The 26,044-nt window shown below is 55.6% G+C and carries 22 protein-coding genes; 4 read left to right on the top strand and 18 right to left on the bottom strand.

Features of this window, described 5'->3' with window-relative positions; genetic code table 11:
* Position 1: 1 nt before the first annotated feature.
* The 17 genes from sdaAB to TQ39_RS00340 all read right to left on the bottom strand — a co-directional run bounded on the left by sdaAB (position 2) and on the right by TQ39_RS00340 (position 21,494).
* Positions 2–661, bottom strand: coding sequence for an L-serine ammonia-lyase, iron-sulfur-dependent subunit beta (sdaAB, locus tag TQ39_RS00420; RefSeq protein ID WP_009325665.1), 660 nt, complete (start codon positions 659–661; stop codon positions 2–4).
* A 178-nt stretch (positions 662–839) separates the two neighbouring features.
* The gene (locus TQ39_RS00415; protein WP_009325664.1) at positions 840–2,249 is read right to left on the bottom strand and encodes an MATE family efflux transporter; all 1,410 of its coding nucleotides are present in this window, start codon (positions 2,247–2,249) and stop codon (positions 840–842) included.
* A gap of 170 nt (positions 2,250–2,419) precedes the next feature.
* Entirely contained in the window at positions 2,420–3,313 is an 894-nt protein-coding gene (locus tag TQ39_RS00410) for a carbohydrate ABC transporter permease (RefSeq protein WP_009325663.1), read from the bottom strand.
* A 12-nt stretch (positions 3,314–3,325) separates the two neighbouring features.
* Positions 3,326–4,255, bottom strand: coding sequence for a carbohydrate ABC transporter permease (locus TQ39_RS00405; protein WP_050004165.1), 930 nt, complete (start codon positions 4,253–4,255; stop codon positions 3,326–3,328).
* Between the two features lie 102 nt (positions 4,256–4,357).
* Positions 4,358–5,932, bottom strand: a complete 1,575-nt coding sequence (locus TQ39_RS00400; RefSeq protein ID WP_050004164.1) for a response regulator transcription factor — start codon at positions 5,930–5,932, stop codon at positions 4,358–4,360.
* Positions 5,904–7,760 carry a sensor histidine kinase gene (locus tag TQ39_RS00395; RefSeq protein ID WP_009325660.1) on the bottom strand — a complete coding sequence of 619 codons (1,857 nt, stop codon included), beginning with the start codon at positions 7,758–7,760 and terminating at the stop codon, positions 5,904–5,906. The genes TQ39_RS00400 and TQ39_RS00395 overlap by 29 nt, the downstream gene beginning before the upstream one ends.
* 179 nt (positions 7,761–7,939) lie before the next feature.
* Positions 7,940–9,361: an ABC transporter substrate-binding protein gene (locus tag TQ39_RS00390; protein WP_050004163.1), complete on the bottom strand. Its 1,422-nt coding sequence runs from the start codon at positions 9,359–9,361 to the stop codon at positions 7,940–7,942.
* A gap of 143 nt (positions 9,362–9,504) precedes the next feature.
* A complete protein-coding gene (locus TQ39_RS00385) occupies positions 9,505–10,302 on the bottom strand; it encodes an MBL fold metallo-hydrolase (RefSeq protein ID WP_050004162.1) in 798 nt (265 codons plus the stop codon).
* Between the two features lie 20 nt (positions 10,303–10,322).
* Positions 10,323–11,138, bottom strand: a complete 816-nt coding sequence (locus TQ39_RS00380) for an MBL fold metallo-hydrolase (protein ID WP_050004161.1) — start codon at positions 11,136–11,138, stop codon at positions 10,323–10,325.
* A 120-nt stretch (positions 11,139–11,258) separates the two neighbouring features.
* On the bottom strand, positions 11,259–12,461 hold the full coding sequence (locus TQ39_RS00375) for an alpha/beta hydrolase family protein (RefSeq protein ID WP_050004160.1): 1,203 nt from the start codon (positions 12,459–12,461) through the stop codon (positions 11,259–11,261).
* Positions 12,462–12,659: 198 nt separating this feature from the next.
* The gene (locus TQ39_RS00370) at positions 12,660–14,018 is read right to left on the bottom strand and encodes an FAD-dependent oxidoreductase (RefSeq protein WP_009325655.1); all 1,359 of its coding nucleotides are present in this window, start codon (positions 14,016–14,018) and stop codon (positions 12,660–12,662) included.
* Entirely contained in the window at positions 13,999–14,574 is a 576-nt protein-coding gene (locus TQ39_RS00365) for a hypothetical protein (RefSeq protein ID WP_242853434.1), read from the bottom strand. Before TQ39_RS00365 ends, TQ39_RS00370 begins: the two co-directional genes overlap by 20 nt.
* 26 nt (positions 14,575–14,600) lie before the next feature.
* On the bottom strand, positions 14,601–16,754 hold the full coding sequence (locus tag TQ39_RS00360) for a hydantoinase/oxoprolinase family protein (protein WP_050004158.1): 2,154 nt from the start codon (positions 16,752–16,754) through the stop codon (positions 14,601–14,603).
* 152 nt (positions 16,755–16,906) lie between these two features.
* Positions 16,907–18,208 carry a C4-dicarboxylate ABC transporter gene (locus TQ39_RS00355; protein ID WP_009325652.1) on the bottom strand — a complete coding sequence of 434 codons (1,302 nt, stop codon included), beginning with the start codon at positions 18,206–18,208 and terminating at the stop codon, positions 16,907–16,909.
* Between the two features lie 78 nt (positions 18,209–18,286).
* Positions 18,287–18,979, bottom strand: coding sequence for a hypothetical protein (locus TQ39_RS00350; RefSeq protein ID WP_050004358.1), 693 nt, complete (start codon positions 18,977–18,979; stop codon positions 18,287–18,289).
* Between the two features lie 103 nt (positions 18,980–19,082).
* The gene (locus tag TQ39_RS00345) at positions 19,083–20,150 is read right to left on the bottom strand and encodes a winged helix-turn-helix domain-containing protein (protein ID WP_009325650.1); all 1,068 of its coding nucleotides are present in this window, start codon (positions 20,148–20,150) and stop codon (positions 19,083–19,085) included.
* Between the two features lie 312 nt (positions 20,151–20,462).
* Positions 20,463–21,494, bottom strand: a complete 1,032-nt coding sequence (locus TQ39_RS00340) for an alcohol dehydrogenase (RefSeq protein ID WP_009325649.1) — start codon at positions 21,492–21,494, stop codon at positions 20,463–20,465.
* A 335-nt stretch (positions 21,495–21,829) separates the two neighbouring features.
* Here TQ39_RS00340 and TQ39_RS00335 point away from each other — a divergent pair, with 335 nt between their 5' ends.
* From TQ39_RS00335 to TQ39_RS00325, 3 genes are read left to right on the top strand one after another with little or no spacing between them, the layout of a single operon-like run.
* The gene (locus tag TQ39_RS00335) at positions 21,830–22,633 is read left to right on the top strand and encodes a DUF368 domain-containing protein (RefSeq protein WP_009325637.1); all 804 of its coding nucleotides are present in this window, start codon (positions 21,830–21,832) and stop codon (positions 22,631–22,633) included.
* A gap of 52 nt (positions 22,634–22,685) precedes the next feature.
* Positions 22,686–23,978: a TrkH family potassium uptake protein gene (locus tag TQ39_RS00330; protein WP_009325636.1), complete on the top strand. Its 1,293-nt coding sequence runs from the start codon at positions 22,686–22,688 to the stop codon at positions 23,976–23,978.
* Between the two features lie 10 nt (positions 23,979–23,988).
* A complete protein-coding gene (locus TQ39_RS00325; RefSeq protein ID WP_009325635.1) occupies positions 23,989–24,657 on the top strand; it encodes a potassium channel family protein in 669 nt (222 codons plus the stop codon).
* 65 nt (positions 24,658–24,722) lie between these two features.
* On the opposite strand, the gene TQ39_RS22060 is transcribed toward TQ39_RS00325, so the two are convergent.
* Positions 24,723–25,082 carry a hypothetical protein gene (locus tag TQ39_RS22060; protein ID WP_432213956.1) on the bottom strand — a complete coding sequence of 120 codons (360 nt, stop codon included), beginning with the start codon at positions 25,080–25,082 and terminating at the stop codon, positions 24,723–24,725.
* Between the two features lie 78 nt (positions 25,083–25,160).
* Between TQ39_RS22060 and TQ39_RS00315 the strand changes: the two genes are divergently transcribed.
* Positions 25,161–25,949, top strand: a complete 789-nt coding sequence (locus TQ39_RS00315) for a hypothetical protein (protein WP_050004156.1) — start codon at positions 25,161–25,163, stop codon at positions 25,947–25,949.
* Positions 25,950–26,044: the final 95 nt, after the last annotated feature.

Raw genomic sequence — 26,044 nt, 5'->3', positions numbered from 1 at the left:
GTTACATCGGTGCAAGCATCGTGGACGACAATACATTCGGAAGTTTTTCCACACAGGAATTCACATCAGGCTCCAGCGCGCCGTCCACCTCGATGGTCATGACCGCTGTTCCTCCTTTTTGTGCGCGGGAAAGGCGGAAATTACAGATATTGACGCCGCGCCGGCTCATTTCCTCCGTAACGGCGGCAATCGTTCCTGGCGCATCACGGTGCAGTACGATCAGCGTCGTATACTGACCGGTGATCTCCACAGCCATGCCGTTTACGCGTGTGACAAGAATATTTCCTCCGCCCACTGAAGCTCCCTGCACGCTCACCGTATGTCCCTGCGCATCCGTCAAAGTGATAAGCGCGGTATTGGGGTGTGCATTTTCCAAAGCAGCCGGCATGATGGTGATGGCCAGCCCGGCTTTCTGCGCAAGCGTCAAACTGTCGCGCAGGCGCGCGTCATCGGGCTTCATGCCCAGTATCCCCGCGACAAGCGCCTTATCCGTCCCGTGGCCCCGGTATGTCTTGGCAAAACTGCCGTGCAAACGAATGTCCGCCGTCACGGCCGGAGCACCCAAAAGCGCCCGTGCGATGAGCCCAATACGCGCCGCGCCCGCGGTATGTGAGCTGGACGGCCCGATCATCACAGGCCCGACAATATCAAATACATTCATGGAACCCCTCCACATTATGTTTTACATATGCGCTGCCGCCATTTGCCCGCCCCTCTGAACATCGCTCTGCGGCTTCGGGGTTATTATACTACATTTATCCCTTTTTTGATATGGGAAATATGTATCATCCGCAACCAAAAAGGCGGCGCTCCCGTGCAGAAACGCCGCCATGAATGGGTCAAATTTTGATTTTGAGCCACTTGTCATGTTTGAAGCGCCACATTGTGAGCAACAGGCGCAGAAGCTGATCGATGGCCAAGCCGAGCCATGCACCGAACAGCCCCATGCCCAGCGGATAAACAAACAGCCAGCCGGACAGCGGACGGATACACGCCACACTGATAAGAGAAACCAGCGCCACGAAACGCGTATCGCCGCCGCCGCGCAGGCACCCGCTGTAAATCACCTGAGATATCTGCAGGAACACGATGACCGCGACGAAATCCATGATCATGGCGCCGTAATCGAGGATCTCCGGATCTGCTGAAAAAAGGCGGAACACATCGCGGCCAAATACAACATACACAAACGCCACCGCTGCCGAGCACAAAAAGCCCAGCCGCTGGCAAAAGCCGCCGTACACCTTGGCCAGGTCCGGACGCTTTTCTCCCAGGCTCTGCCCGACAAGTGACACCGACGCAACAGAAAGGCCGTCGCCAAACGCAAAGGAAATGGTAATAATATTCATGCCGATCTGATGGGCGGCAAATGCGTTCGTTCCCAGGCGCGCCACGACCATCGTGTACATCAGGAAGCCAAAACGCAGGAACAGCTGTTCCGCCAGGGTGGCGGAACCAATGTTGGCGATGGAGCCGAGTGTCTTGCGGTCAAAGCCCACCGGCCTTTTATTGTAAAATAAGCAGAGGAAGCTGTCGGGATGCATTACCGAGCGCAAAGCCATTCCGCTGGCTACGACAGTACCCAGCACTGTTGCGATGGCAGCGCCGTTTACCCCCAGTGCCGGGAAGCCGAAGTTTCCGCCGATAAGCAGGTAGTTGAACACAATATTCACAAGATTTGAAACAATATTGGTACGCATCGCAATTTTTGTGTTGCCGACGCCGCGCTGAGCCGCATTGATGACCATATTCAGCACGTTGAAAAACTGGCAGCCCACAATGATGCGAAAATAACCCGTGGCAAGCTCGTGCGTGTCCTCGTTGGTTCCCGCGAGCCGAAGCACCGGCTCTGCAAAAATGAGCGCTAGAGCGGTGATAACGACAGTAAGCACCACTGTGATCAAAATTGCCTGTACCAGAACACGATTTGCGCCTTCGCGGTCTCCTTCCCCCTTGCGCCGTGCTACAATGGCACTGACCGCCACATTCACAGAAAGGAAAACCGCCAGACAAATGAATTTCGGCTGCCCGGTCAGACCGATGGCCGCAATGGCCGCGGCTCCCAGTGACGATACCATAATGGTATCCACCACGCTGACAAGCGCCACCAGAAAGGATTCCAGCGTGGAAGGCCATGCGACGCGGAACGCCCGCCTCAGCAGGTCTCCGTCGTCCGGCAGGGGTCCCTCCAGCTGTGTGCGCTTTAAAATGCGCCGCGCATTAAAAAGCAATGAAGCAACTCGGTTCAATTCCCAATCCTCCATACATTTGGCCGCATCACAGATGCGGCCATTTTTCCTATATATTTACATTATATAACACCTTTCGGCACAGAGCAAGCCGCCTGCTATGCCGTCAAAAAATCCCGGCCGAAGTACAAACGGCCGGGATACATTTTAAGATAACAGGAGCCGCTGCCTTATCCTTTGACCGCTCCCGCTGTCAAACCAGTGATGAACTGACGGTTCGCCAGCAGGTATACGATCAAAATAGGGATCAGGGCGATGGAAGCGCCGGCCGTCATAATGTGCCATTCTGCCGCGGCGTTGGCAGAATAACGCAGATTTGCCACAGCCACGCTCAATGTTTTCAAGCCCGGGTTTGACATCGTGAAAACCTGTGCCGTCACAAATTCGTTCCATGCGGTGCGGAATGCAAACAGCGCGATGACGCCGAGGATGGGTTTGATCGCAGGAACAATGATCTGCCAGAAAATGCGGAACGTACCTGCGCCGTCTATGGTCGCAGCTTCATCCAGTTCCTTGGGAACACTGCGCACAAAGCCTGAAACCATGAAGATATTCGCCGCCTGCCCGCCCGTGAGCAGCAATGCCAGCCCCACCATATTACTGGTGAGTCCGACGGCATGCAGAAGGCCGTACAGCGGATACAGCGCCACAGAACCCACGGAGATGAACATGCTGAGCAGATAACTTGTGGTGAGCAGTTTTTTGCCCGGGAACTCTCTGCGGGCAATGATATATGCAGCCATCGAAGCAGTCGTAACTGTGAACAACACGGTCAGCAGGGCCAGCACAACACTGTTTAGCGTATATTTACCGAACTCCAGCTTCTGGAATGCGTAGATATAGTTTTCAATCTGCCATTTTTCCGGCAAGATACCGCCGCCCAGCGTAAGCTCGGCATTTGTTTTGAAAGAGCCCAACAGAGTGTAAATAACAGGATACAGCGTAAAAATGCACATTGCGCCCACAAAAGCCCATTTGAGCACCTGCCCGATGAAAGATACCGCCGCATCGCGGCGTTCGCTGGGGCGCATCTCTGCCCAGCGCAAACGGTGTGTTTTTTCCATAGCGGTCCCTCCTTATTCGCCCGTTACTTTGTCCAGCTTACTGCCGATAAAGAGATACAGACCGGTGATCAAACCGATGATGCAAGCCGCCACCAGGCTGACAGCCGCGCCGTATCCAAATTCCTGGGTGACCGTAGAGCCTGCGGAAATCGGGAAGAAGAGCTGGTAGATATAAAGGAACATGACATTTGTTTTGCCCATTGGACCGCCCTCGGTCAGCACCATGATGCTCTGCATATCCATAAAGGAAATCACCAGTGCCAGCATCAAGATCATCTTCAGAACCGGTGCCAGGAGCGGTATCGTGATGCGGAACAAAGTCTGTGCACCGTTTGCACCGTCCAGCTTTGCGCTTTCATATACATCCGTAGAGATCCCCGTCAGGCCTGCGATAAAATACACCATGTAGTTGCCCACACCACCCCAAACAGCCAGGATGATGACTGTGAGCATCGCATGCTGCACCCCCAGCCAGTTTATATTTTCATCGATGACGCCAAGCCACATCAGAAAACGGTTGATCTCGCCGTTGTATGTATTGAACAGCAGATAGAAGATAAGAGCCATCACTGCGCTGGACATAATGGTTGGCGTAAAAATAATGGACTGGCTCACGGCGTTGATGCGTGTGCTTTTACTGAGCAGAAATGCCAGCATGAACGCGATGGGCAGCGTAAGAATGAGTTTGCCCCCCACATAGACGAAGGTGTTTACCACAGAATCCCAAAACACAGGGTCCCTCGTAAAAACACGCACAAAATTGTCCATTCCAACAAACTTCGCCTCGCCGTAGCCGCGATAGTCGAACAGCATATACCGCAGCGCCCACAGGATGGGATACACCGTGAACACTGCGAACATGATGATGTTCGGCAGCAGCATCAGATACGAGGTGCGCTCGTTATAGACGCGCTCCCAGACCTTTTTCCCTTTCTTCGACATGCCGTCACTCCCCTTGCCGTAATTGGTACCTCAATTATACCGCCGGCCCAAGTATGCGAGGGAGGAAAATCATCGGAAGATATGTCTAAAATTCAACGAATATCAAGCCTTTCCCGCCAGGGCGGCAGCTTGATATTCACTGGGCGTCATATGGTAGAATTTTTTAAAACATACGGAAAAATATCGTGAATCCGCGTAGCCCGCCTGTTCGGCAACATCGCACACCTTCGTCTGCGGATTGCCAAGCAGCATGTGTGCGTGCTGCATACGCTGCGCTGTCAGGAATTCCGTAAACGTCTGCCCAGTCTCCTGCTTGAACAGCTGCCGCAGATAATTGGGGCTGATAAACAGTGCCGCAGCCACGTCATCCAGAGAAAAATCAATGTCTGAGATATGCGCCTGCACCACCTCGCTCACCCGCTCCGTCAGTATGCGCCGGGGCGGTTTTTCTCCCTGGCGGCGCAGCCAGTACAGCGATACGAAGTTCTCGAAGCAGGCTCTCAGCTCCTCCATGCTCGCCGCCGCCATGATCTCCTGCTGAAAATTTGTGAATTCGTAATAGCTCATCGGCATATCGGAAGCTGGTTTTTTCAGAATGGAATAGCATAAGCGCAGCACGCACATGCGAATGAATGTCGCATCGCGGATCTCCCGCTCCACAAACCATGCGAACAGCGCTTCGCAATTTTGGACAAAAGCAGCCCGGCTGCCGCACTGTACCGCGGCGGGGATGTCACGAAGGAGCTCCTCCGGCGGCTCCGGACACGGCAGAAGCTTTCCGGCCAAAACATCCTCGTAGGTGGTAACGGGCGCCGCCTGTTCCGGGAACGCATAGGCGCGAGCCTGCGTAGATTGGCGGTAGGAAAGCTCCAGCTTGGCGGGCGTTTCCGCAATACAGCCGACAAAAAAATGCACATCCAACGCCTGCGCGCGTTTACAGGATACCGCAATGGAAGTAAGCGCATGGCTCAGCGTGAGAAACAGCCCTGCGCGTGCCGTGCGGGGCGCACAGAACACCACCGCCTGCCGGGGCGGCGTGCCGAGACGGAGCAGTACAGTACGCACCGCGCCATAGAGCCGTTGTTCCAGCACCCGCTCTAAAAGAGCGCGCTGTGCGTCCAGGCCGTCGCACAGTACGCAGCAATAGCTTGTCCCCTCTTGCGCAAACACGGCGTTTGCCGCAGAGAGAGCAGGCAGCTCTTCTCCCAGCAACGCAGCACGGAAATAGCTCTGCAATTCCAGCTCGTTGGTTTTCTGCGTGTTGGTCCGCAGCGTTTCTATCTGGGCCCAGCGCAAAGCCTGTGCGTCCAGTTCCGCTGCGAAACGGCTCAAAGCGGAAACGAGCTTTGCAGTGTCCAACGGCTTCAGCAGGTAATCGCTGACCCCAAGACGGAGAGCCTGCACAGCGTATTCAAACTGGTCATACCCGCTCAGCACCAGCAGCTTTGCCTCCGGCAGAAGATCAGACAGGCTTTCCAAAAACTCCAATCCGTTCATGTGGGGCATCGTGATATCCGTCAACACCGCATCGGGCAGAATCTCCCGCGCCAGCGCCAGCGCCTCGCGTCCGTCCCGCGCCAGTGCTGCAACATCCCATTCCGGGCAGTTCTGCCGCACAAAATCCGCCACGCCCTCGCGGATGCTCTCCTCATCGTCCGCTATCAGTAAGCGATACATATTGCTCCACCTCATCCTGTGTGATACAGGGCAATCGCACGGCGGCCACCGTGCCGCGCCCATATTCGCTCTCCAGCATCAATCCGTACTCTGCGCCAAAATACAGCCTGATACGTTCGTTGACGTTGAAAATGCCGTACCCCTCCCCGCTGACGGAAAGGCCGCGCGCAAGGTCTGCCTGCAGCATGGCCAGCCGTTCCGGCGGTATCCCCGGGCCGTTATCCGTCACGCGCAGCTCCATCACACTGCCGCTGCGCCGCCCGGATATGGCAATAAGCCCCGGCGCCTCGCTCTCTTTGATCCCGTGATAAATCGCGTTTTCCACCAACGGCTGCAAAATCAGCTTAACGGTATAAAGCTGCAGGATATCCGGCGAAAGCTCCACCGTATAACTCAGCTTTCCGCCGTAACGCAGCTTCTGAATCTGCAGATAACTGCCCACATGCTGCGCTTCCTGCTCCACGGAAATGATCTCTCTGCCGCGGCTCAGCCCGATACGGAACAGCGTCGCCAATGCCGTTGTCATTCGGCTGATATCCTGCGCGCCCGCACGTTCAGCTTTCCAGCGAATGGAGTCCAGCGTGTTGTACAAAAAATGAGGATTGATCTGCGCCTGCAGCGCCTTCAGCTCTGCGCGGCGCTTGAGCTGCTGCTCCACACGCACACGCTCTTTTTCGTCCTGTAATTGGGCGATGTATGTTTCCTGTTCGTCCAAAAGCATGTGAATGTGCGCCAGCATGCTGTTAAAGCTGCGGGACAGCGTTCCGATCTCGTTATGATACGGATATTCAAAGCCCTGCCAGTCGTTTTTCACGTCCACACTGCGCATACGCTGCGACAGACGCGAAAGCGGCTGTGTTACGCTGTGGACGATACGGGTCAGCGCCACGAGAAGCACCAGCACCACAGCAAGACTGACGGCAAAAAACACATTGCGGATGTTCTGCAGCTGGCCCAGAATATGTTTTTCCGATTGAAGATAGACCACGTGCCAAGGAGCGTTTGCCAACGCACGGTGAGCCGTCAGATACTTCCCCCCTTGCGCTGCGGTTTCTGTAAAACCTTCGGTTTCAAGCACCGCATGCAGCGCCCCGTAGTCTTCCGCAAGCGCGGCGGCAGCCGCGCCTCCCGCCTGCGTAACCAACCGGCCCCGGCCGTCCACCAGCAGCATATCCGAACCGTCGTCGGGTACAATATCGTGCAGATACGCCGTCAGACGCGCTTTGTCGATATTGGCCAGAAGCACGCAATCGCCCCCGTAACCGTCTACGGAAAAACGGTACATCACAGGCAGCACCTCGCGATGCGTGATGAATATTTCATCTTTCTGCACTTCACCCCAAATAACATAGCTTTCGCTTTCTTCAGCCTGGCGCCACAGCACAGACGCCTCAAAGCGGTATTCCTGCTCGGTAGAGACGCCCATATCCGTGAAGCTGCTTTTGGGCGTATACAAAAAGATGGAACTGATGAGAGGCTCCGTTACCTTGTGCAGCGAGAGGCACGGCGAAAGCAGCGTCATCGCCACGCCCTGCGCCGACGGCTTATCGCTGAGCAGATAATCGGTCAATGCGCCCTCAAAGCTCGGGTCGAGCCGAATATAAAACAGCCGCTCCACTACATTGCGCAGCTTTGCGTCCATATAAGTCTGCGCCTGTGTGAGCGTCACATCCGCCGCGCTGCGCGCCTGCCGTTCCACATTTTCAGCCACATAGAAATACAACGCTACCTGGCACGCGATCAGCACGGTCAAAAGCACCGCCGTCACCAGCAGCGAAAGCTTTACCCTGAGGCTCGCGTTGCGGTAAGCACACAACAGCCGTTTCATTCCAATCCCCCCGGCACGAAGCGCAAAATACCGTTCATTCTTGCTTTGCACAGCAAAGCAAGAAAACCGCCCGGGCGGTTTTGCGCCGCTTTTTTATACAAGTATACCATTTTGCCCCGCCAAACGCCAAAAAGAGAGCCCTTGGGCAGGGTTCTCTTTCGGCGCTTAGGGTTTGTATTTTACTTGGCGGTGTCCTGCTTGAGCGGATCAAAATTGGGATAGACGATGCGCTCCGCACCACCGTCCACCAGCTTGTCGTAAGCGGCGTTGTAGCGGGTGTTCAGGTCTTCAATGGCACTGTCGATGTCCGTCACACCAAAAATGCACTCCACACAGGTGGTGTAATAATCCTTGCCTTCCACCACGACGCCCGCAGGCAGCGGCGGCCAGTTCTGGTCATCGGCATTGATGGCCAGATTCGGCATCTTCTCAATGGATTCCGGCGCTTCGGCGCTTTCCACGGCGCTGGGGATCATCACGGTGCCAAGCCCGGCTGTATGATACGGTCCCATAACCTCATCGCTGTGCAGGAACTTCATCACTTCCCACGCCTCATCCGGATGCTCCGTCGCGGGATTGATGCCGAGGTTCGAACCGCCGAACCAGAGCTGCTGCTTACCTTCCACCTTGCCGTTCACCGTGGGGAGCTGAGCGCAGTTCCAGTTTGCATCCGTCGGGAACTGGCTGGCATATACGCCCGGCTCCGCATGGCTGATGGAGATATACATCGCGATATTTCCGGCTGCGAATTGCGTGCGCAGCGGGTCGATATCCAAAGATTCACTGCCCGGGAACGAAACGCCGGTGGCGAACATTTCCTTGAACGCCTCCAGGACGGGCTTATAGCTGGAGAAGTCATAAGTACCGGTTTTGTAGTCAAACCCACCGCGGGTGCCGCCGCTGCGCATCACGATCATGTCGATGGAACGCGCCACGGAGCTCGCCGCGGATTTGAAGTTACCCGCAATGCCGTAAATCCCTTCACTGCCAAGCTGTTCTGTAACAAGCTTTGCGTCCGCCACCAGCTCATCCAGCGTTTGAGGTGGCCCGTCTATGCCTACACGGTCAAAGATGTCCTGGTTATAGAACAGGCGCGCGGCAGAAGCCGTGTACGGCAGCGAATAGATGCCGTCCCCCAGCGCGTTGATGCCTTCCACAAAAGCGCCTTCGCCAAAACGCGTTCTGTATTCGTCATCCATGTAAGGGGCAAGGTCCAGAAGCTGCCCCTTCTCCTTGACGACGACCTCGATCGGGTCCGTACCTGCAAGCTGGTACACATCCGGCGCTGTGTTTGTGCTGAACGCCAGATCCAGCATTTGGCTGTAATTGTCGGCATATACCTGGAAATCAATGTAGATATTTTTGTCGTTGGTCGCATTGAACTCTTCTATGAGCGGCGTCATATACGCCTGATCGTGACGGTTTGTGGTCCAGTAGGAAATCGTGATTTTCCCTTCCGCTCCTGCCGGCGTGGAACCGGCTGCCGGAGCGCTCCCGGATGCGGACCCGGACGCGCTGCCGGAGCCTCCTCCGCACGCGCTAAGCGAAAGCACCATAACACCTGCAGCAACTGCCGAAAGGATACGTTTTGCCTTTTTCATGTTTCTTCCTCCTTTGGTTGATATCCGCCGCGCCGTCTCCAGCGGCGCTGCCGTGGTTTCATGGTATCCGTTTTTCGCCCGTTTTAAAAGAGAAAATTTTCCGAACCCATGTGTGTTATCTTCAGTTTCAAGCGCCGGAGCCGCTACGCCTCACAATCGCACCATATCTCCAGGCCGTTTTCGCGAAACACTTTACCGACACGGATGGCGTCGGGCGCACAAACCGCGGCAGCCTCTCCGGACATCAGACGGTCCGTCATGGAAATATATCGTGCAATCGCCTGTTTTTCCCGCAGTGCGGGCAGCTCATGTCCAATACAGATAGAGTCAAATTCGCTCTCGCGCGCCCACAGTCTGCGCAGGCTGGCGTTGTACTCATGAAAATCATGTCCGGTGAGCGCCATGCTTACGTTGACCGTGTCGCCGGTAAACAGAAGCCTGTTTTCTTTGTCCAACAGACAAATGGAACCGGGCGAATGCCCCGGCGTGTGGATGACCTCCAGCCTCCGTCCGCCGAGATCGAACACATCACCGTCAGCCAAAGGCAAATACTCGGGCTGCGGAAGCTCCTGCCGGGGCACCAGCGCATCGATTTTCCTCTCGTTGCCCGGGTTGCGCACCGGCGCCCGCGTTTTCACAAACCATTTGCGCATCGTATTGTTCAGCGGGAAACGGCGGCTGTGTTCCCAATCCAGAGGGTGGAGATACACATGCGGGAAATGGCCCGCGCCGCCCACATGGTCCGGGTCTCCGTGTGTCGCAATAACAACGAGGGGAAGCCCTGTAAGCCTTTCGATGTCTTCCGGCAGCGGGCCGATACCTCCGCCCGTGTCGATCAATGCGGCCCGGTGTTTTCCGACCACGAGAAACATATTAACGAGTTTGTATTCACTGACCAGATAAGTATCCGGAGCTATTTTTACAACGGGCCGTTCCAGCATGTTGTTATCCTCTCCTTTAATCATACAAGGCGTTCGGGTTCATACCAGATCAGTACGCGCTTGTATTTGTATCCTGTTCCGCCATGCAGTGCATTCCGCCCTTTTTCCCCGTGTGCCTGTCCGGACAGCAGGAGATCCGTCGCTTCAATATAGTCCGTGATCATGGTTTTATCCGCCTTGTCCAGCGCGTCATGCCCCAGGCAAATAAAATCAAATTCTTTTTCCCGCGCCCACAGTCTGCGCATACTTTCGTTATACACTTTCACGGTACTGCTGGAATCTCCGCAGTTCAGCAGCAGACTGTCGTTGCACATATCGCCCGTGAACAGCAGACGGTTTTCCCTGTCCAAAAGACAGACGGAACCCAAGCTATGGCCAGGCGTATGGATGACTTCTATTGTGCGGCCTCCCAACTCGAAAACCGTTCCGCCTTCCATAGGGATGCGCCTCACAGGCCCGTTTTTCTGCACCAGCGCCAGAAGTTCTTCCTCCGTCGCCTCCGGGTTGCGCACAGGGCCGCGGCTTTTGGCATACCAGGCGCGCGCTTCTTCACCGCGGGCATAGCCCTCCTCCGACAGCTTGATATCCATCGGATGCAGGTGAATTTCCGGAAACAGTGCGGCTGCGCCGTCATGGTCAAAATGGCCGTGTGTGATGGCAACCGTGAGAGGCTTATCGGTAAGTTCCCGAACCGTCTCGGCCGCATTTCCGATGCCGGTACCGCAGTCGATGAGCAGCGCAGCTTCATCGCCCTCCAACAAATACATATTCACCAGTTTATATTCACTGATGAGCCAGGTGCGCGGTGCGATTTCGACAACAGGTTTTGCAAGCATATGTTTTCCTCCTTTTATCAGCCGGACTCTCGTTCATTTGAATCCGGCGCCGGTGTTGATCCATGCGCATATCTCATCCAAGGCCCAGTCTCTCGTGAAAAGTAGTTTCACATCCTATCGCTATGCGTCGTTTTTGTCCAGAAACAGCAAAAACTGCATCCAGTCCCACGCAGTCAGGTCATGGCCGCCCTCCCGGCGGTGATATCCGATCCCCTCTGTAATGATTGGCTCGCCCGCCAAAGGCGCATTCCGCGGCAGCTCCGGATGCCCAAACAACCGCCATGCGGCACTCGCCTCCCTTGCGCCGAGCCATTCCGCATCCGGATCGCTCCACGCGTCCTGCGCGCCGCTGGCCACATAGCAAAGACGCGGGGCAACAGCAGCCAGCAGCATATGCTGGTCAAACGGCATTTCATCTTCCCGCCAGGCATACCGTGCGTAGCTGGGACAGAACCAATGCGGAAAAAACGCATTGATGGAGGCCACATTCTCTCCGCGTTTTCCGCGCGACACCGCAGCACCTGTGCAGCCCGAATCGTTCACCAAAACGCTATGGATACGCGTATCCTGCGCAGCACACCACAGCGCTGTTTTCGCCCCGCGGGAGTGCCCGGCCAGAGAAATTTTTTTGGCATCTATTCCTGCATGGGCACACAAAACGTCTGCCGCTCGGCTGGCCGCAAATGCCCAAACGCCCAACGTTCCCAACCCGTCCGGCTCCCGGGCCGTGTCCTCCCCGGCAAACAGCCTCGCAAGTGCTGCTGGGAACAGCCTGCGGTCATCCGGCTGCACCTCTCCGGCATAAAACGCCGCAGCAGCCCGCCCGGATGCAAGTATCTGTTCCACCGGCCAATATCCCTGCGCGGTATCCCGTTCAATATCCAGAAGCTGCGGCATGGACGCCCCGCCCTTTTGGAACGCGGCCATCATCCGTTCCACATCTGTCCGCCATTCTTTCGGCGCGCGCGCCATCAGTTCCTCCAAAGCGGACATGTCCGGGCCCTTCACAGCCGCAGGAGTTTTCTCATGATTGCTGATCATCAGAACCGCCGGCACAGGCTTTTGCGGATTCGGCAACACCAAAGCCATGTGAAATGCCGCACTGCCCCGTTTTGTACGCACCGTGATCCTGTAAAATTCACGTTTTGCGGTGCCCTCCAGGGCTTCTGCTGCATACAGCAGATCCGCTCTTATTTCGAAGCCATCCCGTGGCGTGCGGCCGAAGACGTTTTTTTCAAATAAACGAACGATCTGCACACGGCGCTGTTCCCAATTTTCCGCGGTAATATCCGGCCCGTAAATGGGCGGCAGACAATGCTTCATCCCACAAGCACGCACCTTCCCGTATATTTCTTTCAAAATCTATTATACAGGCTTTTATCAGAAAGCCGTGTACAGTGGATTACGAAGCTTGGTTGAAAAAATTATGATGATGCTTTTTTCACAAATAAAAAACAGCCGCGCTGCGGAACTTTTCCACAGTGCGGCTGTTCATCGTTGTTAATAATAAAATGCGGGGCGTCAAGGCTTATACTCTTCCAAAAAAACGCCGTCCGCCTTAAGCTGCTCGCGCAGAGCGTTTGTATCCAGCTTATTTGCAGGCATGTCCGTGTGCGCACTCTGTGCAGCAGCGGTACCCGCCGCCTGGGCGATCCCCATGAGCACCGGAGTGACGCGCACCGCTGAGCACGCTACGTGTGTAGCGCTCAGGCAGCGGCCCGCCACAATAAGGTTCTCCACGCCGGGCGTGACCAGGCTGCGGTAAGGAACAGAGTACCAGCTGCCCGGCTTGAGGAATTTGTGTACGGTGTTTCCTCCGTCCGGCGAATGCACGTCAATGGGATAGCCTCCCATGGCGATGGCATCCGGGAACATCACATTGTCCGTCAGATCTTCAGCCGTCAGCTTGTAAACGCCATCCACTTTACGGCTTTCGCGAATGCCGATGTTCGGCCCGGAAAATGCCAGATGACAATTTTCAAAGCCCGGGATATACTTTTTCAAAAAACGCAGCGTTTCCTGCACCTGCTTACGGCCTTCTATCTCCGCTTCCGTCAAATCGAACGGGTCCACAGCACTGTGCTTGGCGATGCGCGTCATATTTACCACATATTCGCCGTCAGTGTTCGTTTCAAAACAGAGCACAGTATCCCGGTCGATATGAAATTCACCCGCATCCTTTGCGGCCTGAATCCTGCTGAACGCCCCGGAGATGTCATAGTGGCGCAGCTCACGCAGGTTGCGCGGCGTATAACGCGCCATGTCGTCCAGATTGTTCAGTACAAAATCGCAAACCTTTTCTCTGTCCACTCCGTAAACGTGAAAATTCATTGTCATCGGCTGGGCGAGATTGTCCTCCTCGCGGCCGTAAACACTCGTTACGCCGGCACTTGTGGCGACGTCCGCGTCCGCCGAAGCATCCACGAACACCTTGGCGGAAAGCTCATAAAAGCCGCCCTTGGTGTAGAGGCGGGCCGTGCGGATCACGCCATTCTCCACAGTACAGCCCGTGAACACCGTGTGATACATCAGCGTCACACCTGCTTCACGCGCCATATCCTCCCAAACGATTTTCATCCCCTCCGGATCAAACGCCGTAGTGGAAGAACAAAAACCTACGGCATCCGGGATATGCCCCGTGGAAAAGCCCCGGCGGATCATTTCCTCTTCCATTTCCTGGGGGATGCCCCGCACGACCTGCACGTCTCCCGCGTGGTATGTCATCTGCGGGCCGGTGCCGCATGCCGTCAGCGCACCGCCCAGATATCCGTTCTGCTCTACAAGGATCGTCTTTGCGCCCCTGCGCGCGCTGGCAATGGCTGCGACGGTTCCCGCCGGGCCTCCGCCGATCACAGCCACATCAAATTCCAGTTGCTTCATCCTTCCGCTCCCTTTCTTCGGTCAATTCATAATATGTACGGGCAAAGGCATGAGCGCCGATCTCCGAAAGTGCGCGCACACCGGTCTTTCCCAGCTTCAAAGGCCCCAGCTTCAGCATGGGAACTTGATATTCCCTGCTTGTCAAGCCCAGCTTCGTCCACTCCAGAAAGTGAAAATACTCATGGCTTAGGATAACGTTCTGCGCAGTTTCCAGTGTCATACCATTTTCCTGCGCCCACAGGCGGATAGCGCCAAGATACAGATGAATACGGCTCTGTCCCGAAATATAATCACTGAAATAACGCTGGTTTCCAGATATATAATCCTTATCGACACACTCGCAGACGAGGCCGCTGTCCGCGGCGATCTTGAAAAAATCCGTTTCACCGCCGTATTTTACAAAAATATCCCGCGCCGCCTGTTCACCTTTCCGCCAGGCCCGCTCCACGATGGAGGCACGGTCCTGCGGAAGGATCTTTGCGTAACAGACGTCGTACGTCAGCTCCTGGTCCGCAAGTTCCCTTCCCGGGAACGGCAGTGTATAATCCGGCATCATATCCTCCTTTGTCGGGCAGCCCCTGCTCAGGCATCAACGCGCTTGGTCGCGGCAACGATCAGCGGCTCCTGCGCGCCGCACCCGGCAAGCTCCACATTGCCCAGGCTATATATCTGTGTATCGCTGGAGAGACCGGAAAGGTCTATCACCCGTTTGCCCAACACCACATATAAGTTGGGCAGGTTTGCGCCGCCGTCGTTGTATTCCGTTAATTCTTCCAGCATCCATGCGGCATCCTTTTCCCATTCCGCTACGCTGGACTGCCGCACCCATGCATTGTTTTTCTGCAGGCGTATGACGCCCTCCTCGTCGATGAGGCGCAGCGGATGCGTCGTTTTTTTACGCAGGCCGAACAGCTTCTTTTCGACCTTGTCGTACTGCACCGCGAACATGGGACCGTTCTCGGCAACAATGCGAAGCTGAGCTTTGTCCGCGCCCAGATTTTCCGCCACAATGGCGAACAACGCATCTTTCCCCAGCTTCTGATTCATCATATCCTTGCTGCGCATCTCGGTCGCACCCACGGCGATTGCGCGGATGATATTGCGCTGGGTGTCCACCTCCACGCTCACCTCCACGGTGCCGGGAGCCGCGCCGTTCTGGATGGCCTTCAATTCGGCCTCCCGGCGCACGCTGATGATATCGTCGTCAGTGGGATTTGTCACCGTACGTTCCACCATATCACGCACCATGGCCAGCGCCACACCGATGGTGGAAATGACGGGCGCGTTTTTTGCGATGCGGTGCTTATGCCCCATCGTTTCCGCCAGGTGCGGCACGACGGTAGACGCGCCGCCGCCGCCGCCAACAAACACTGTATTGCGCGGGTCCATCTGATAATCTTTCATCAACTGTGACGCTACCCGGGCGTTTTTCTCCGCCGCAAAGGCCAGCACCCTTTTGGCCGCCTCCTCCACAGTGCATCCCATGTTATCCGCCAACGGCTTCCAGGCCTTTTCAGCAGCCTCCCGGCTGCCATAGGCATAATCATCCGGGTGGACATAGCCCGCAATGTTCGCCGCGCCCGCCATGGTGAGCGCCACTTTCACGCCATTTGTGCATTGGATACATGCGTATTCCGGGTCTGTGGGAGTGGGGCGCACGCCTGTGAGGCGCGGTTCCACGATGTCTTCCGGCTTGGAATAGACCTCGTACTCCAGATCAGCGATATGCGCGCTGCGCGGCCCGGTGCCGACAGCCTTTCCATCCCTGAGCTGCACCATGCTGCCGCCGCCTATCCCTACCGTACGAACATCCAGACTGTTTAAATAGGTTTTGTGTCCGCCCACCTCGGCGTATTGGATCATCACCTTGCCGTCCTTCACGCAGGAGATGTCCGTGGACGTGCCGCCCACTTCAAAAAAGATACCGTCGGTGAGCTTTTCATACATCAAAGCGCCCGCCACGCCTGCGGCCGGGCCGGAAAGAATGGTAAGGATGGGCCGGTTGCGAACCTCCTCCACCGTCATGACACCGCCGTCGCAGCGCATCACCATCAGCGGGCTTTTGATGCCCGCCCCCTGGATGCTGCGTTCCGTCATTGTGGCGGCCTCCAGCATTTTCGGCATGATGCTGGCATTCACTACTGCCGTGCGCGTGCGGATTTTCAGGCCGTAAAGCTTGGAGATATCGTTGGTCGCCGTGCCCGGTACGCCCAGTTCTGCGCACACATGCACGGCAGCGTTCTCATTCGCCGGGTCATCCACGCTGAATGCCTCGGCGGCAACGATGCTGGTCGCTCCCTGCCCAATCAGCTCCTGCACCGCGCTTTTTACTGCGGCCGCAACGTCCTGTGCCGCGCCGGTATCCACATAGACGTTTTCGCTGGGCAGGAACTTGCCTGCCGCCAGCTCAATGCTGCCCATCGCCGTGTCGGATCTGCTTTTCGCGCCCTGCAGGCCGCTCCCCATTGTCACGATACCCACGTTTGCAACGTCGCCTTCCAGCAGAGCGTTGGTAGCCTGTGTGGTACCGTGGGCAATGAAGGTAACATCCTCCGGGCGGATGCCGTTTTCCTCCATCACCTTATGCAGCACCTCCACGATGCCCGCGGCCACGCCCTCTTTGGCCGTGTGGGTGGTCGGCACCTTCACGGTGCCGATGAGTTCATATGTATCGTTGTTGATCGCGACAGCGTCGGTAAAGGTACCGCCGACATCGATGCCAATGCGCACTTTCATATCATGCATTCTCCTGTTCGTTGTTCTACCGGGCCTTTCACGGCCAGCCCAAGGGCGAAAGCATCTGCGCTTTTGCCCTTGGGCCGGCTGTGAAACGGAGCGCCGCTTCGCGGTCCGCGCCCCGTCCACAGCGGATAAAAGTTTATAAAAAATCAGAAATAAAGGAATGCGCTGAGCACCACACCGAAGACCGCGATGACCCACAGGTAGGGCAGCAGCTTTTTGGTGATGGTGTTTACATCCACTTCCGCAAAGTTCGCCGTCCAGACGTTCTGAGTATTTGTCGGGTCGCCGCAGCCTTGGATGCGTTCAGCCGCCAGGAAAGCGCCCATAACGGCCAGCGGGGACAGCGTGCCCAGGCCGATGACAAGTGCCGCAATGCCGGAGCCGAGGCCGAACAGGTTCATCGGGCCGCGGTACAGAGAGAGCGGAGCCAACAGGCTGAAGAAAATGATGTAAGCAATGCGGTTCGACGGAATGACTGCCAGCAGGAACGGATTGAGCACTTCCTTTACCATGCTGTGCGTCACAGCCAGGTACAGGATGCCGATGCCTATCATCAGGATAACGGCCGGGCCTGCATCCGTGATGCCGTCATAGCAGGTCTTGACCAGCAGATTCATCGCCTTGGAAAAGCTCTTGGATGTAAACACAAGCACCCAAATGATGCCTGCGACGAATGCCGGCACAACAGGCACCTTAAGCAGAGCGACCAGCAGGATGGGAACCAGCGGAGTGAGCATGGCCAGCGTACCGGCAACACCCTTGAGCTGGCGGGTCTCCGGAACATCGCTCACGGGGGCGGAGAAGGCAAATTTCACACCGTTTTTCTTGAATTCCACAAACACCAAGACCAGCGTGGCGATGAGCGTGGCAATCAGCAGATAGATCTCAAAACTCTTGATCTGTTCGATCTCCAGTCCGAAAATACTGGAAAAGCTCTTCCAGTTGGCAATGTTAAACGTGAGGCCCGTGGTGAATGCCATTAGGAAAATGCACGCTGCGCTGATAGCCGGAACGCCTACCGACACCAGAATAGGCAGCACGATGGAGCCAACCATAATGATAGAGCCCAGGCCGCTCAGCGTGGTGAACAGGATCGCCACGGCCACCACCATGATGAGGGTAACGACCAACGGGCGGTCACCGCCCAGCTCAGCGCTCTTTTTAATGATGTTTTCCGTTACGCCCGTCTTGTTCATCAACTGGCCGAGCCATGCGCCGAAAATAACGGCCATGATGGCGCTGCCCATACGGACAGTGCCGTTTTCCACCACCGTCTGCAGCCAGCCGATGGCATTGCCTTCGGCGTCGGTGCCCACGGCGGGCACGCCTGCAATGATGCAGATGATGACTGCCATCAGCGGCAGCGCTAACAGTGTGGGGATCTTCTTGGTCATCATCAGCGCCGCAATGACCAAAAAGACTACGATGATGAGGATACCTTGTAGCATAATTCTGCTCCTTACTTTCCGGGGCCAGGGGCCCCTTGTTCTATGTTCAGCCGCCGGGCGGCGGCCTACATACAGGGTTCAGACTGCGTCCGCAGCCGCACGGAAAGCGGCAGTGGCACGCTTTACGTCCTCCGGCCGCGCACCGCCCATCACAACGGCGCCAATCATTATGGCCTTGCATCCCGCAGCAGCCAGATGACGCACCTCTTCCGGGCGTATCCGCCGCTGTGTGGGCACCACACAGGGCTTGGCCGTCTTAGCCGCAATGTCCGAATAACGCAGGATATCCGCATAATTCATGGACGTGCCGTAATTTTCTCCCGGCTGGATGCTGCATTCCAAAACGTCGATTGCGGATGCGCGCACAGCATCCAGTGTATTCTGGGTATAATCCGTACCAATGGCAATCATGCTGGAAAGGCGCGTGCTCTCCATCATGTGGCAGGGAACGTACTGCGCATAGCTGGAAAAAAAGGAAAGCCCCATCTCTTCCAGCTCCAGCCGCTCCTCCTCATTGATGTAGGCGTCCTCCCCGCCGGGAACAAGGCCCACTGGCACATCCCCGCACAGGGCGATCAGCTCACGCAAAAAAGTCCTGTTTTCTGCAAAGGTGCCAAACGTGTTTCCGCTGGCGCGGTGCCAAACATTGCAGTGCACCTTGACAGCCTGCGCTCCGCCCTCCAATGCAGCCTCCGCCAGCGCAAGATCGTTGCGGGGCAATGCAGCTATGACGGAAAATCGGTTATCTGTGAGCATTTCTGTATAATCCATTCTGTCATTCCCTTCCTTTCCCGTTCTGAAGGCGGTGTACTCGTCCCCCCCCGCCTGCGGTGTGCCGCGGCAGACCTTGAAGCAAAATTTTTTTAAAATAATTTCAGCCCGCACAAAGAACGTTCTTACGGATACGCTCCGCCAGCAACGCCGAAAGATCCCGATGCGGCAAATCAGCCCGACGCACCTCCGGCGCCTGTTCGGAAAGCCTCTGCTTGACCTGCGCATCCACCTGCTCTACAAATCCACGCACTTTTGCAGCGTGTCCGGACAGCAAAACGGTATCCAGAGGGAACAGCGTGCACAACACTGCGATCAGGCCGGAAATCTGCGCGGATAGGATACCCGCCCAACCGCCCTGACGGGCGGGCAGAAGCCCTGTCTCTTCCGCATCGGGGCCTGCGGCCGCTTTAAGCGCCGGCAGGACCAGCGCGTCGCCGCAAAGCATCGGAGTGACATCAGAGCACATACCTTCCCGCAGCGGCAGCGGCCGTCCGGACAGCGTGATGCTGGCCAGCACGCGTTCGCCAATGGCGATATGGGCGGTGTTCTCTGCTTCCACATTCTCCCGCTGCTCCAGCGCACGGCTCACCGTATATACCTGAGAGTACTCTTCCGTCACCGGCACGCGAAATTGTGTAATCAGCGCTTCCCGCAGCGAAATGCTCGCGGAGGAAAAGCCGGTGGAATACATTACGTTAAATTCGCTCGCCTTCATGTCCTCCTGGAACAAGAGACCGAAGCCGGCCACCTTACCAGCATGGAGGCTGGCGGAATCAAAAAGCTCAAACACCGCGGCAGTGATGGCAACGAGCAACTCATTGCCGGAAAGATAGCTTTCCGACAACACCTTGCCGTTGCAGCGGTTCAAACACATATCAAACAAATCAAGGCTTGCGCCCTTTCTCCCGATGTTTACAACCGCTATGCAGCCGTATTCGGTGTTGATGTCCAGTGCAGTACGGCTTCGGCCTGCCGTTATGGCCCTCTGGCCGCTTTCGGCCAGAATCCCCTCTTCCAGCAGCTCTCCTACAAGAGCGGACACTGTACTGGGGGAAAGCTGTGTTTCATGCGCAAGCTCAATGCGTGACAACTCGCCCTTTTCCAGGATCGTGCGGATCAGCATTTCCCTGTTGCGCCGTTTCATCTCTTTCAAACCTGTTTTTTTCATGTTTCAAATTCTCCCATTGCAATGGCATTCTGAGCAGCGGGACGTCTCCCGCCACCTATTATTTCGGATTCCGAATCCGTTATTTCGGAGTTCGAAATAATTGTAGCTTTATTATATCGCCGCACCTTCTGGTATGCAAGGAGAAGTTTTCAGTGCATTGTTTTTTCTCTTTTTTGACAGAAATCCCAATGCGTTTTTTGTGCAATACTATAAAATCTCAATTTTTCCAGCCATTTCGTTTTATAAAGCAAAACAGCCGGGTACAGTTCAAACTGCACCCCGGCTGTTCCATTGCCCTCATGTCCTGAAAAACTACTCGATCGCCACTTTCATCACACCGTCGCGCCGGTTCTCGAACAAATCATAAGCTGCGGCGATTTCCTTAAGCGGATAGGTATGCGTGATCAGCGGCTCGGTGTCCAGCTTGCCCTGCGAAACAAGCTCCAGGATCTCTCCGCAGTCACAGCCATCCACACCGCCCGTTTTAAATGTCAGATTTTTGCCGTACATTTCCGGCAGCGGCAGTATCTGGCTGCCATTATACAGCGCAACGATGGTGACCACGGCGTTTGGGCGCGCGCACTTCCAGGCCAGACGGAATGTCTCCTCCGCGCCCGCTGCCTCCAGCACCACATCCGCACCGCCGTGGCTGCTGTTGGCCCGTACAAATTCAAGCGCATGAACCGGTTCCACCGTCAGGACCTCCGGATAATGCTCCCGTACAAAGCGCAGGCGCGCCGCGTCCTTTTCACAGACAATAACACGGGCAGGCCTTTTCAACAGTGCGCACAACAGCGTACAGATGCCTGTCGGCCCGGCGCCGATAATGAGCACGGTATCCTCCGGGCCGATTTCAGAAATGCGTACCGCCCAAAAACCCGTGGCCAGCACGTCGCCCACCAAAAGAGCCTGGCGGTCGCTGACATTGGCCGGAATCCTGTTCAACCCCTGATCGGCATACGGCACCCGGACATACTCCGCCTGTCCCCCGTCGATGCGGCAGCCCAGCGCCCACCCGCCGTTCGGATCAGTGCAGTTGTTTACATAGCCATGCTTGCAAAAAAAGCATTCGCCGCAAAACGTCTCTACATTTACCGCCACTCTGTCTCCAGGCTTTACAGCCGCTACTGCCGGCCCCACAGCCTCCACCACGCCCACCATTTCGTGCCCAACGGTAACGCCCGGCACAGCGCGCGGCACCGAGCCATGCTTAATGTGCAGATCGCTGGTGCAGATGCTGGCCAGCGTTACCCTGATAATCGCATCCCGGTCATCCTGCAAGGCAGGCTTTTGTTTTTCCTGCAATTCGAATTTTCCGCGTTCCACATAAGTATAGGCCAGCATAATTGCAATACCTCCTGAGATGTCCCGACGCCACGCGTCCTATTACTGTATTACCAATATCATACCATTTGAAACGTTGGGGTTCAATCACGGGTAAATGCTTCGATACTTTCTTCAAAAATGATCCTCGTAAAGGCTTCGTTAAAAAAAGCCTATCTTCATTGACATTGCATAAAGAGGTTCGCTATACTGTCTGCAATTCGCGGATTTTCCGTCCGCCGACTTTCAGGGAAATCTTTCCCTTAAAGGGCGGACACTGAAAAGGGCATGGCCCGCGCCTGTGAGGCGCCGGCTGTGCCTTTTCCAAACTGGAACCGCTGAAAACAAGGAGGCTTATGAAAGAAAACTGGTTGAAAATATTTTTGAAAGGGCTGTGTGTGGGGGGCACGATGCTTGTGCCCGGCGTAAGCGGCGGTTCCATGGCAATGATCCTGGGTATATACGACAAACTCATCACTTCGGTGAGTTCCTTTTTTGCCTGTAAAAAAAGGAATGCCTTGTTTCTGCTTCTATTTGCTCTGGGAGGCGGTGCCGGGATGCTGCTGTTCGCCAATCCGCTGCTTTACCTGCTGCAGCGTTATCCTCTCGTGCTCCGCTGGTTTTTCATCGGCGCGGTGGCGGGAAGCACGCCGATGATGCTGAAAAAAGCACAGATACACAGCGTCTCCTGGCGGCTCCCCGTGTTTCTCGTGGTCGGTTTCAGCGCCGTTGCATTATTTTCCATTCTGCCAGCAGCAGACGCCTCCGGAGCGGAAAATCCCGGCGCGCTGTTTTTGATCTGCGCCGGCCTGGTCGCGGCTGTTGCACTTGTTCTTCCGGGCATCAGCGTATCTTATCTTCTTCTCATGATGGACATGTACAATACAGTCATCCAATCCATCAGCCGCCTTTATCTGCCCTATCTGCTCCCTCTTGGTGCGGGCGTGCTTTTGGGGATTATACTAACGACTAAGCTGCTGGAACGCGCCATGGAAAAGCATCCGCAGCAAACCTATCTGCTGATTTTAGGCTTTGTGCTGGGTTCTCTGCCGGAATTGTTTCCCGGCTTCCCTGTTTCCGTCCCGCAATGGCTTATGTGCCTTTTTTCACTTGCCTTGGGCGGCGGAGCGATCTGGCTGCTCTCCTCACAGGAGGCGTGATCATTTCCGCAAAACATTCCGTAAAATATTTTGTGAAAGCAAGGTCAAATAAATGAATTTCATCAAAAGGCAGCCTCCGGGCCGCCTGATTGCCGCAGGTTTCGCGCTGGTGATCCTCGCCGGAGCCGCATTGCTGATGCTTCCTGTATCTGTTCGAGACGGCGCGCAGGTCACCCCCATTGATGCACTGTTCACTTCCACCAGCGCGGTCTGTGTTACAGGGCTCATCGCCATCGACACGGCGGATCATTTCACCGTGTTCGGGCGTACAATCGTTGCGCTGCTCATCCAGGTCGGCGGTCTGGGCGTTACTTCTGTAGGCGTCGGTTTCATTCTGGTAGCAGGCAAACGCGTAGGTTTCAAAAGCCGTTTACTGGTGCGTGAAGCCATGAATATGGAAAACGGAAAAGGCATCGTACGGCTTGTCAAATCCATTCTGCTCATGACACTGTGCTTCGAGGGTGCGGGCGCGCTGTTGAGCTTTCTGGTTTTCGTACAGGATCATCCTCCGGTGGAAGCCATAGGCATCAGCATATTTCATTCCATTGCCGCGTTCAACAACTCCGGCTTTGACATTCTCGGCGGGCTGCAAAATCTGATCCCTTATCAGAACAATTTACTGCTCAACTTAACCACCGCTGGGCTGATCATTTTCGGCGGATTGGGTTTTCTGGTTATCCTCGACATCTTAAAAAAGCGTTCGTTCCGCGCGCTGGCTCTGCACTCCAAAGTCGTCATCGTGATGAGCGCGGTATTGATCCTTCTGGGCACGCTGCTTTTGAAAGCGACGGAAAACGTCACATGGCTGGGCGCATTCTTTCAGAGCGTTTCGGCCAGAACGGCCGGTTTTTCCACCTATCCGATCGGTTCGTTCACTGACGCCGGCCTGTTTGTTTTGATCCTTCTCATGTTCGTAGGCGCGTCGCCCGGCTCCACCGGAGGCGGCATAAAAACCACTACGCTGTTCGCTCTTCTGCAGGCGACGCGCAGCGCGGCTACCGGGCGGATGCCCACGGCGTTCCGGCGCACTGTGGCCGGAGAAGTCGTCCAAAAAGCTTTTATCGTCACGCTGCTGTCTGCGTTCGTCGTATGCGGCGGCACGTTCATCCTGTGTCTTCTGGAGCCAGACCTCACATTTCTGCAGCTCTTATTTGAAGCGACATCCGCTTTCGGTACGGTGGGCCTGTCCACAGGCATTACGCCGCAGCTCCAGCCCGCCAGCAAACTGATCGTCATATTGATCATGTACACCGGACGTATCGGCCCGTTGACTGTGGCCTCGCTTTGGGCCTTCCGAACGGAGCAGCACGTCTGGTATTCAGAAGAAACCATCACCATTGGATAAGGAGAAAAGCATGGCAAAAAATAAGGATTCCGCGTCCTACGGCATCATCGGGTTGGGACGCTTCGGCACGGCGCTGGCCAAAAGCCTGGCTGCCGCTGGCAAAGACGTAATGATCATCGACAGCAGCGAGGCAAAGGTGCGCGAGCTGCGCCAATACACCGAACACGCATTTGTCGCGCACGATCTGGGCCGCGAGACGCTGGAGGAAGCCGGCATTCAAAACTGCGACACCGTCGTCGTATGTATCGGTGAAAAAATCGACACCAGCATCCTCACCACGCTCAATGTCGTAAGTCTGGGCGTGCCCAATGTCATCGCCAAAGCGATCAGCGAAGATCAGGGCGCGGTACTGGAAAAAATCGGCGCGGAGGTCATCTACCCTGAGCGCGACATGGCGCTGCGCCTTGCCAAGCGCCTGCTTTCCAGCAGCGTGCTGGATTATATATCTCTCAACAGCAATATTGAGATATCGGAGATACGCATCACGCAAAAGCTCGTTGGCCGCAGCGTACAGGAGGCCGATCTGCGCCGCAAATTCGGGTTAAACATCATAGCCATTGAGCGCGGCGAACAGACGATGACTGACATCAATCCCGCTCATGTTTTTGCGGTGGATGATATCATCGTCGTGGTCGGTAAAAACGAAAGCATACAGCGGTTTGAAGAGCATCTGGTTTGATGAAAACAGCATCAGAAAACAGCGCAGGGTATACTTGTCACACCCTGCGCTGTTTGGCGTTTCCCCTATCTCACAACCCGCCCGCGTAGCCATAACCGTTTCACCTCCAGCCGGTACGGCCGCGGGCATCGATAACGCAGTCCCCCGACGGAAAAGACGGCTGCCGCGCGGAAAATACCGGTTTGCCTTGTGCCGATGTGTTGGAGTATCACCTGAAAGGCCAAAACAAATTGATAATCAGGCCATCCGGCACTGAACCCAAAATCAAAGTATACCTGTCTGCAGCCGGCAAAAGCAACGCCGGCGTTGAAGCAATAAACACCACATTGACCAATGCGGTTTTTAACCTGGTAAAAAGCATTGCATTCATTTAGCTCCCTGATCGCATGTAAGGCTGTTTTGCCTTCCAGCATCAACGTGTTCAAAATTTGCAGAGCCGCTCATCCCATCGGCCGCTTTACCCTCCACTCATTTAAAAAGTGTGTTTATGAACTGCGCCGCATGTGCTGGAGCCTGTATATCCTGTCGCGTTCGAGGATATCGTGTCTCTGTACCGTGCAGTAGACCGTCACAAACTTCAAGCACATCGAAGCGAGATCATCAGCCTCTTCCGGCAAAACACGGCATTGGTCGAGCGCGCCACACGTTATATCACTGCTGCCGGCAGCCTGCTGCAGGACAGCATGCGCGTCGCTTTGTCCTGTACGGACACCGCAAAGGCGCGCGCGTTTGCAGGCACACTTTCCCGCCGTTACATTTCTTCCTCCGGAGAGGCTCCGCACGAAGAAATCAGACTGTTAAGCGCATTAACTTTACAGGGGATAATTTTTTACAGCAATACGATCGCAAAGCTTGCAGACACGATCGTAGTACTGGATGACGAATACGGCGCCGCCAGCCGCACATTGCTCTACGCATTGCGGGAGGAGGCGCTGCAGAAAGGACACAACATCGTAACCTGTTATTGTTCCATGAGCCCATACGAAAAAATCGAGCATCTGTTCATTCCCGCACTGCGTCTTTGCTTTGTCACCAGCAACTCATATCATCCGATACAGTTTTCCGGCCAACGCACCATCCACTGCACACGCTTCTGCAACAAGGAAGGGTTGAAGCTGCGCCGCAAGCGCCTGCACTTCAATAAGCGCGCCGTGGATGAGCTGTTCGCACAGGCTTCTTCCATTCAGAAGGAAGCCAAAGAATGCCATGACGCTTTGGAGCAATATTATATTGACGCGGTCGATTTCACTTTTTTGGAAAAGGCTTATCAATATCTGCTTACCACACTTTGAACAAAGGCCGCTATTTTCAAAACTCCCATATACACATTTGAAGAGATGCAAAACGAACGCCCCGGCAATGCGCGCCGGAGCGTTCGTTTTAGCTT

Origin of the sequence: Ruthenibacterium lactatiformans (genome assembly GCF_000949455.1) — a bacterium.
GTDB classification, from domain to species: Bacteria; Bacillota; Clostridia; order Oscillospirales; family Ruminococcaceae; genus Ruthenibacterium; species Ruthenibacterium lactatiformans.
Note: the sequence above shows the minus strand (reverse complement) of the source record. Positions and strands in the feature narration are given on the sequence as shown.

What these genes read in the sequence shown, in the direction of transcription:
- TQ39_RS00370 (WP_009325655.1), bottom strand. Translation starts at nt 14,018, where the DNA reads ATGAAGCAACTGGAATTTGATGTGGCTGTGATCGGCGGAGGCCCGGCG.
- TQ39_RS00385 (WP_050004162.1), bottom strand. Translation starts at nt 10,302, where the DNA reads ATGCTGGAACGGCCCGTTGTAAAAATAGCTCCGGATACTTATCTGGTC.
- TQ39_RS00340 (WP_009325649.1), bottom strand. Translation starts at nt 21,494, where the DNA reads ATGCTGGCCTATACTTATGTGGAACGCGGAAAATTCGAATTGCAGGAA.
- TQ39_RS00395 (WP_009325660.1), bottom strand. Translation starts at nt 7,760, where the DNA reads ATGAAACGGCTGTTGTGTGCTTACCGCAACGCGAGCCTCAGGGTAAAG.
- TQ39_RS00405 (WP_050004165.1), bottom strand. Translation starts at nt 4,255, where the DNA reads ATGTCGAAGAAAGGGAAAAAGGTCTGGGAGCGCGTCTATAACGAGCGC.
- TQ39_RS00380 (WP_050004161.1), bottom strand. Translation starts at nt 11,138, where the DNA reads ATGCTTGCAAAACCTGTTGTCGAAATCGCACCGCGCACCTGGCTCATC.
- TQ39_RS00410 (WP_009325663.1), bottom strand. Translation starts at nt 3,313, where the DNA reads ATGGAAAAAACACACCGTTTGCGCTGGGCAGAGATGCGCCCCAGCGAA.
- TQ39_RS00400 (WP_050004164.1), bottom strand. Translation starts at nt 5,932, where the DNA reads ATGTATCGCTTACTGATAGCGGACGATGAGGAGAGCATCCGCGAGGGC.
- TQ39_RS00330 (WP_009325636.1), top strand. Translation starts at nt 22,686, where the DNA reads ATGAATTTCATCAAAAGGCAGCCTCCGGGCCGCCTGATTGCCGCAGGT.
- sdaAB (WP_009325665.1), bottom strand. Translation starts at nt 661, where the DNA reads ATGAATGTATTTGATATTGTCGGGCCTGTGATGATCGGGCCGTCCAGC.
- TQ39_RS00365 (WP_242853434.1), bottom strand. Translation starts at nt 14,574, where the DNA reads ATGATGCCGGATTATACACTGCCGTTCCCGGGAAGGGAACTTGCGGAC.
- TQ39_RS00325 (WP_009325635.1), top strand. Translation starts at nt 23,989, where the DNA reads ATGGCAAAAAATAAGGATTCCGCGTCCTACGGCATCATCGGGTTGGGA.
- TQ39_RS00375 (WP_050004160.1), bottom strand. Translation starts at nt 12,461, where the DNA reads ATGAAGCATTGTCTGCCGCCCATTTACGGGCCGGATATTACCGCGGAA.
- TQ39_RS00360 (WP_050004158.1), bottom strand. Translation starts at nt 16,754, where the DNA reads ATGAAAGTGCGCATTGGCATCGATGTCGGCGGTACCTTTACCGACGCT.
- TQ39_RS00345 (WP_009325650.1), bottom strand. Translation starts at nt 20,150, where the DNA reads ATGAAAAAAACAGGTTTGAAAGAGATGAAACGGCGCAACAGGGAAATG.
- TQ39_RS00335 (WP_009325637.1), top strand. Translation starts at nt 21,830, where the DNA reads ATGAAAGAAAACTGGTTGAAAATATTTTTGAAAGGGCTGTGTGTGGGG.
- TQ39_RS00355 (WP_009325652.1), bottom strand. Translation starts at nt 18,208, where the DNA reads ATGCTACAAGGTATCCTCATCATCGTAGTCTTTTTGGTCATTGCGGCG.
- TQ39_RS00350 (WP_050004358.1), bottom strand. Translation starts at nt 18,979, where the DNA reads ATGGATTATACAGAAATGCTCACAGATAACCGATTTTCCGTCATAGCT.
- TQ39_RS00390 (WP_050004163.1), bottom strand. Translation starts at nt 9,361, where the DNA reads ATGAAAAAGGCAAAACGTATCCTTTCGGCAGTTGCTGCAGGTGTTATG.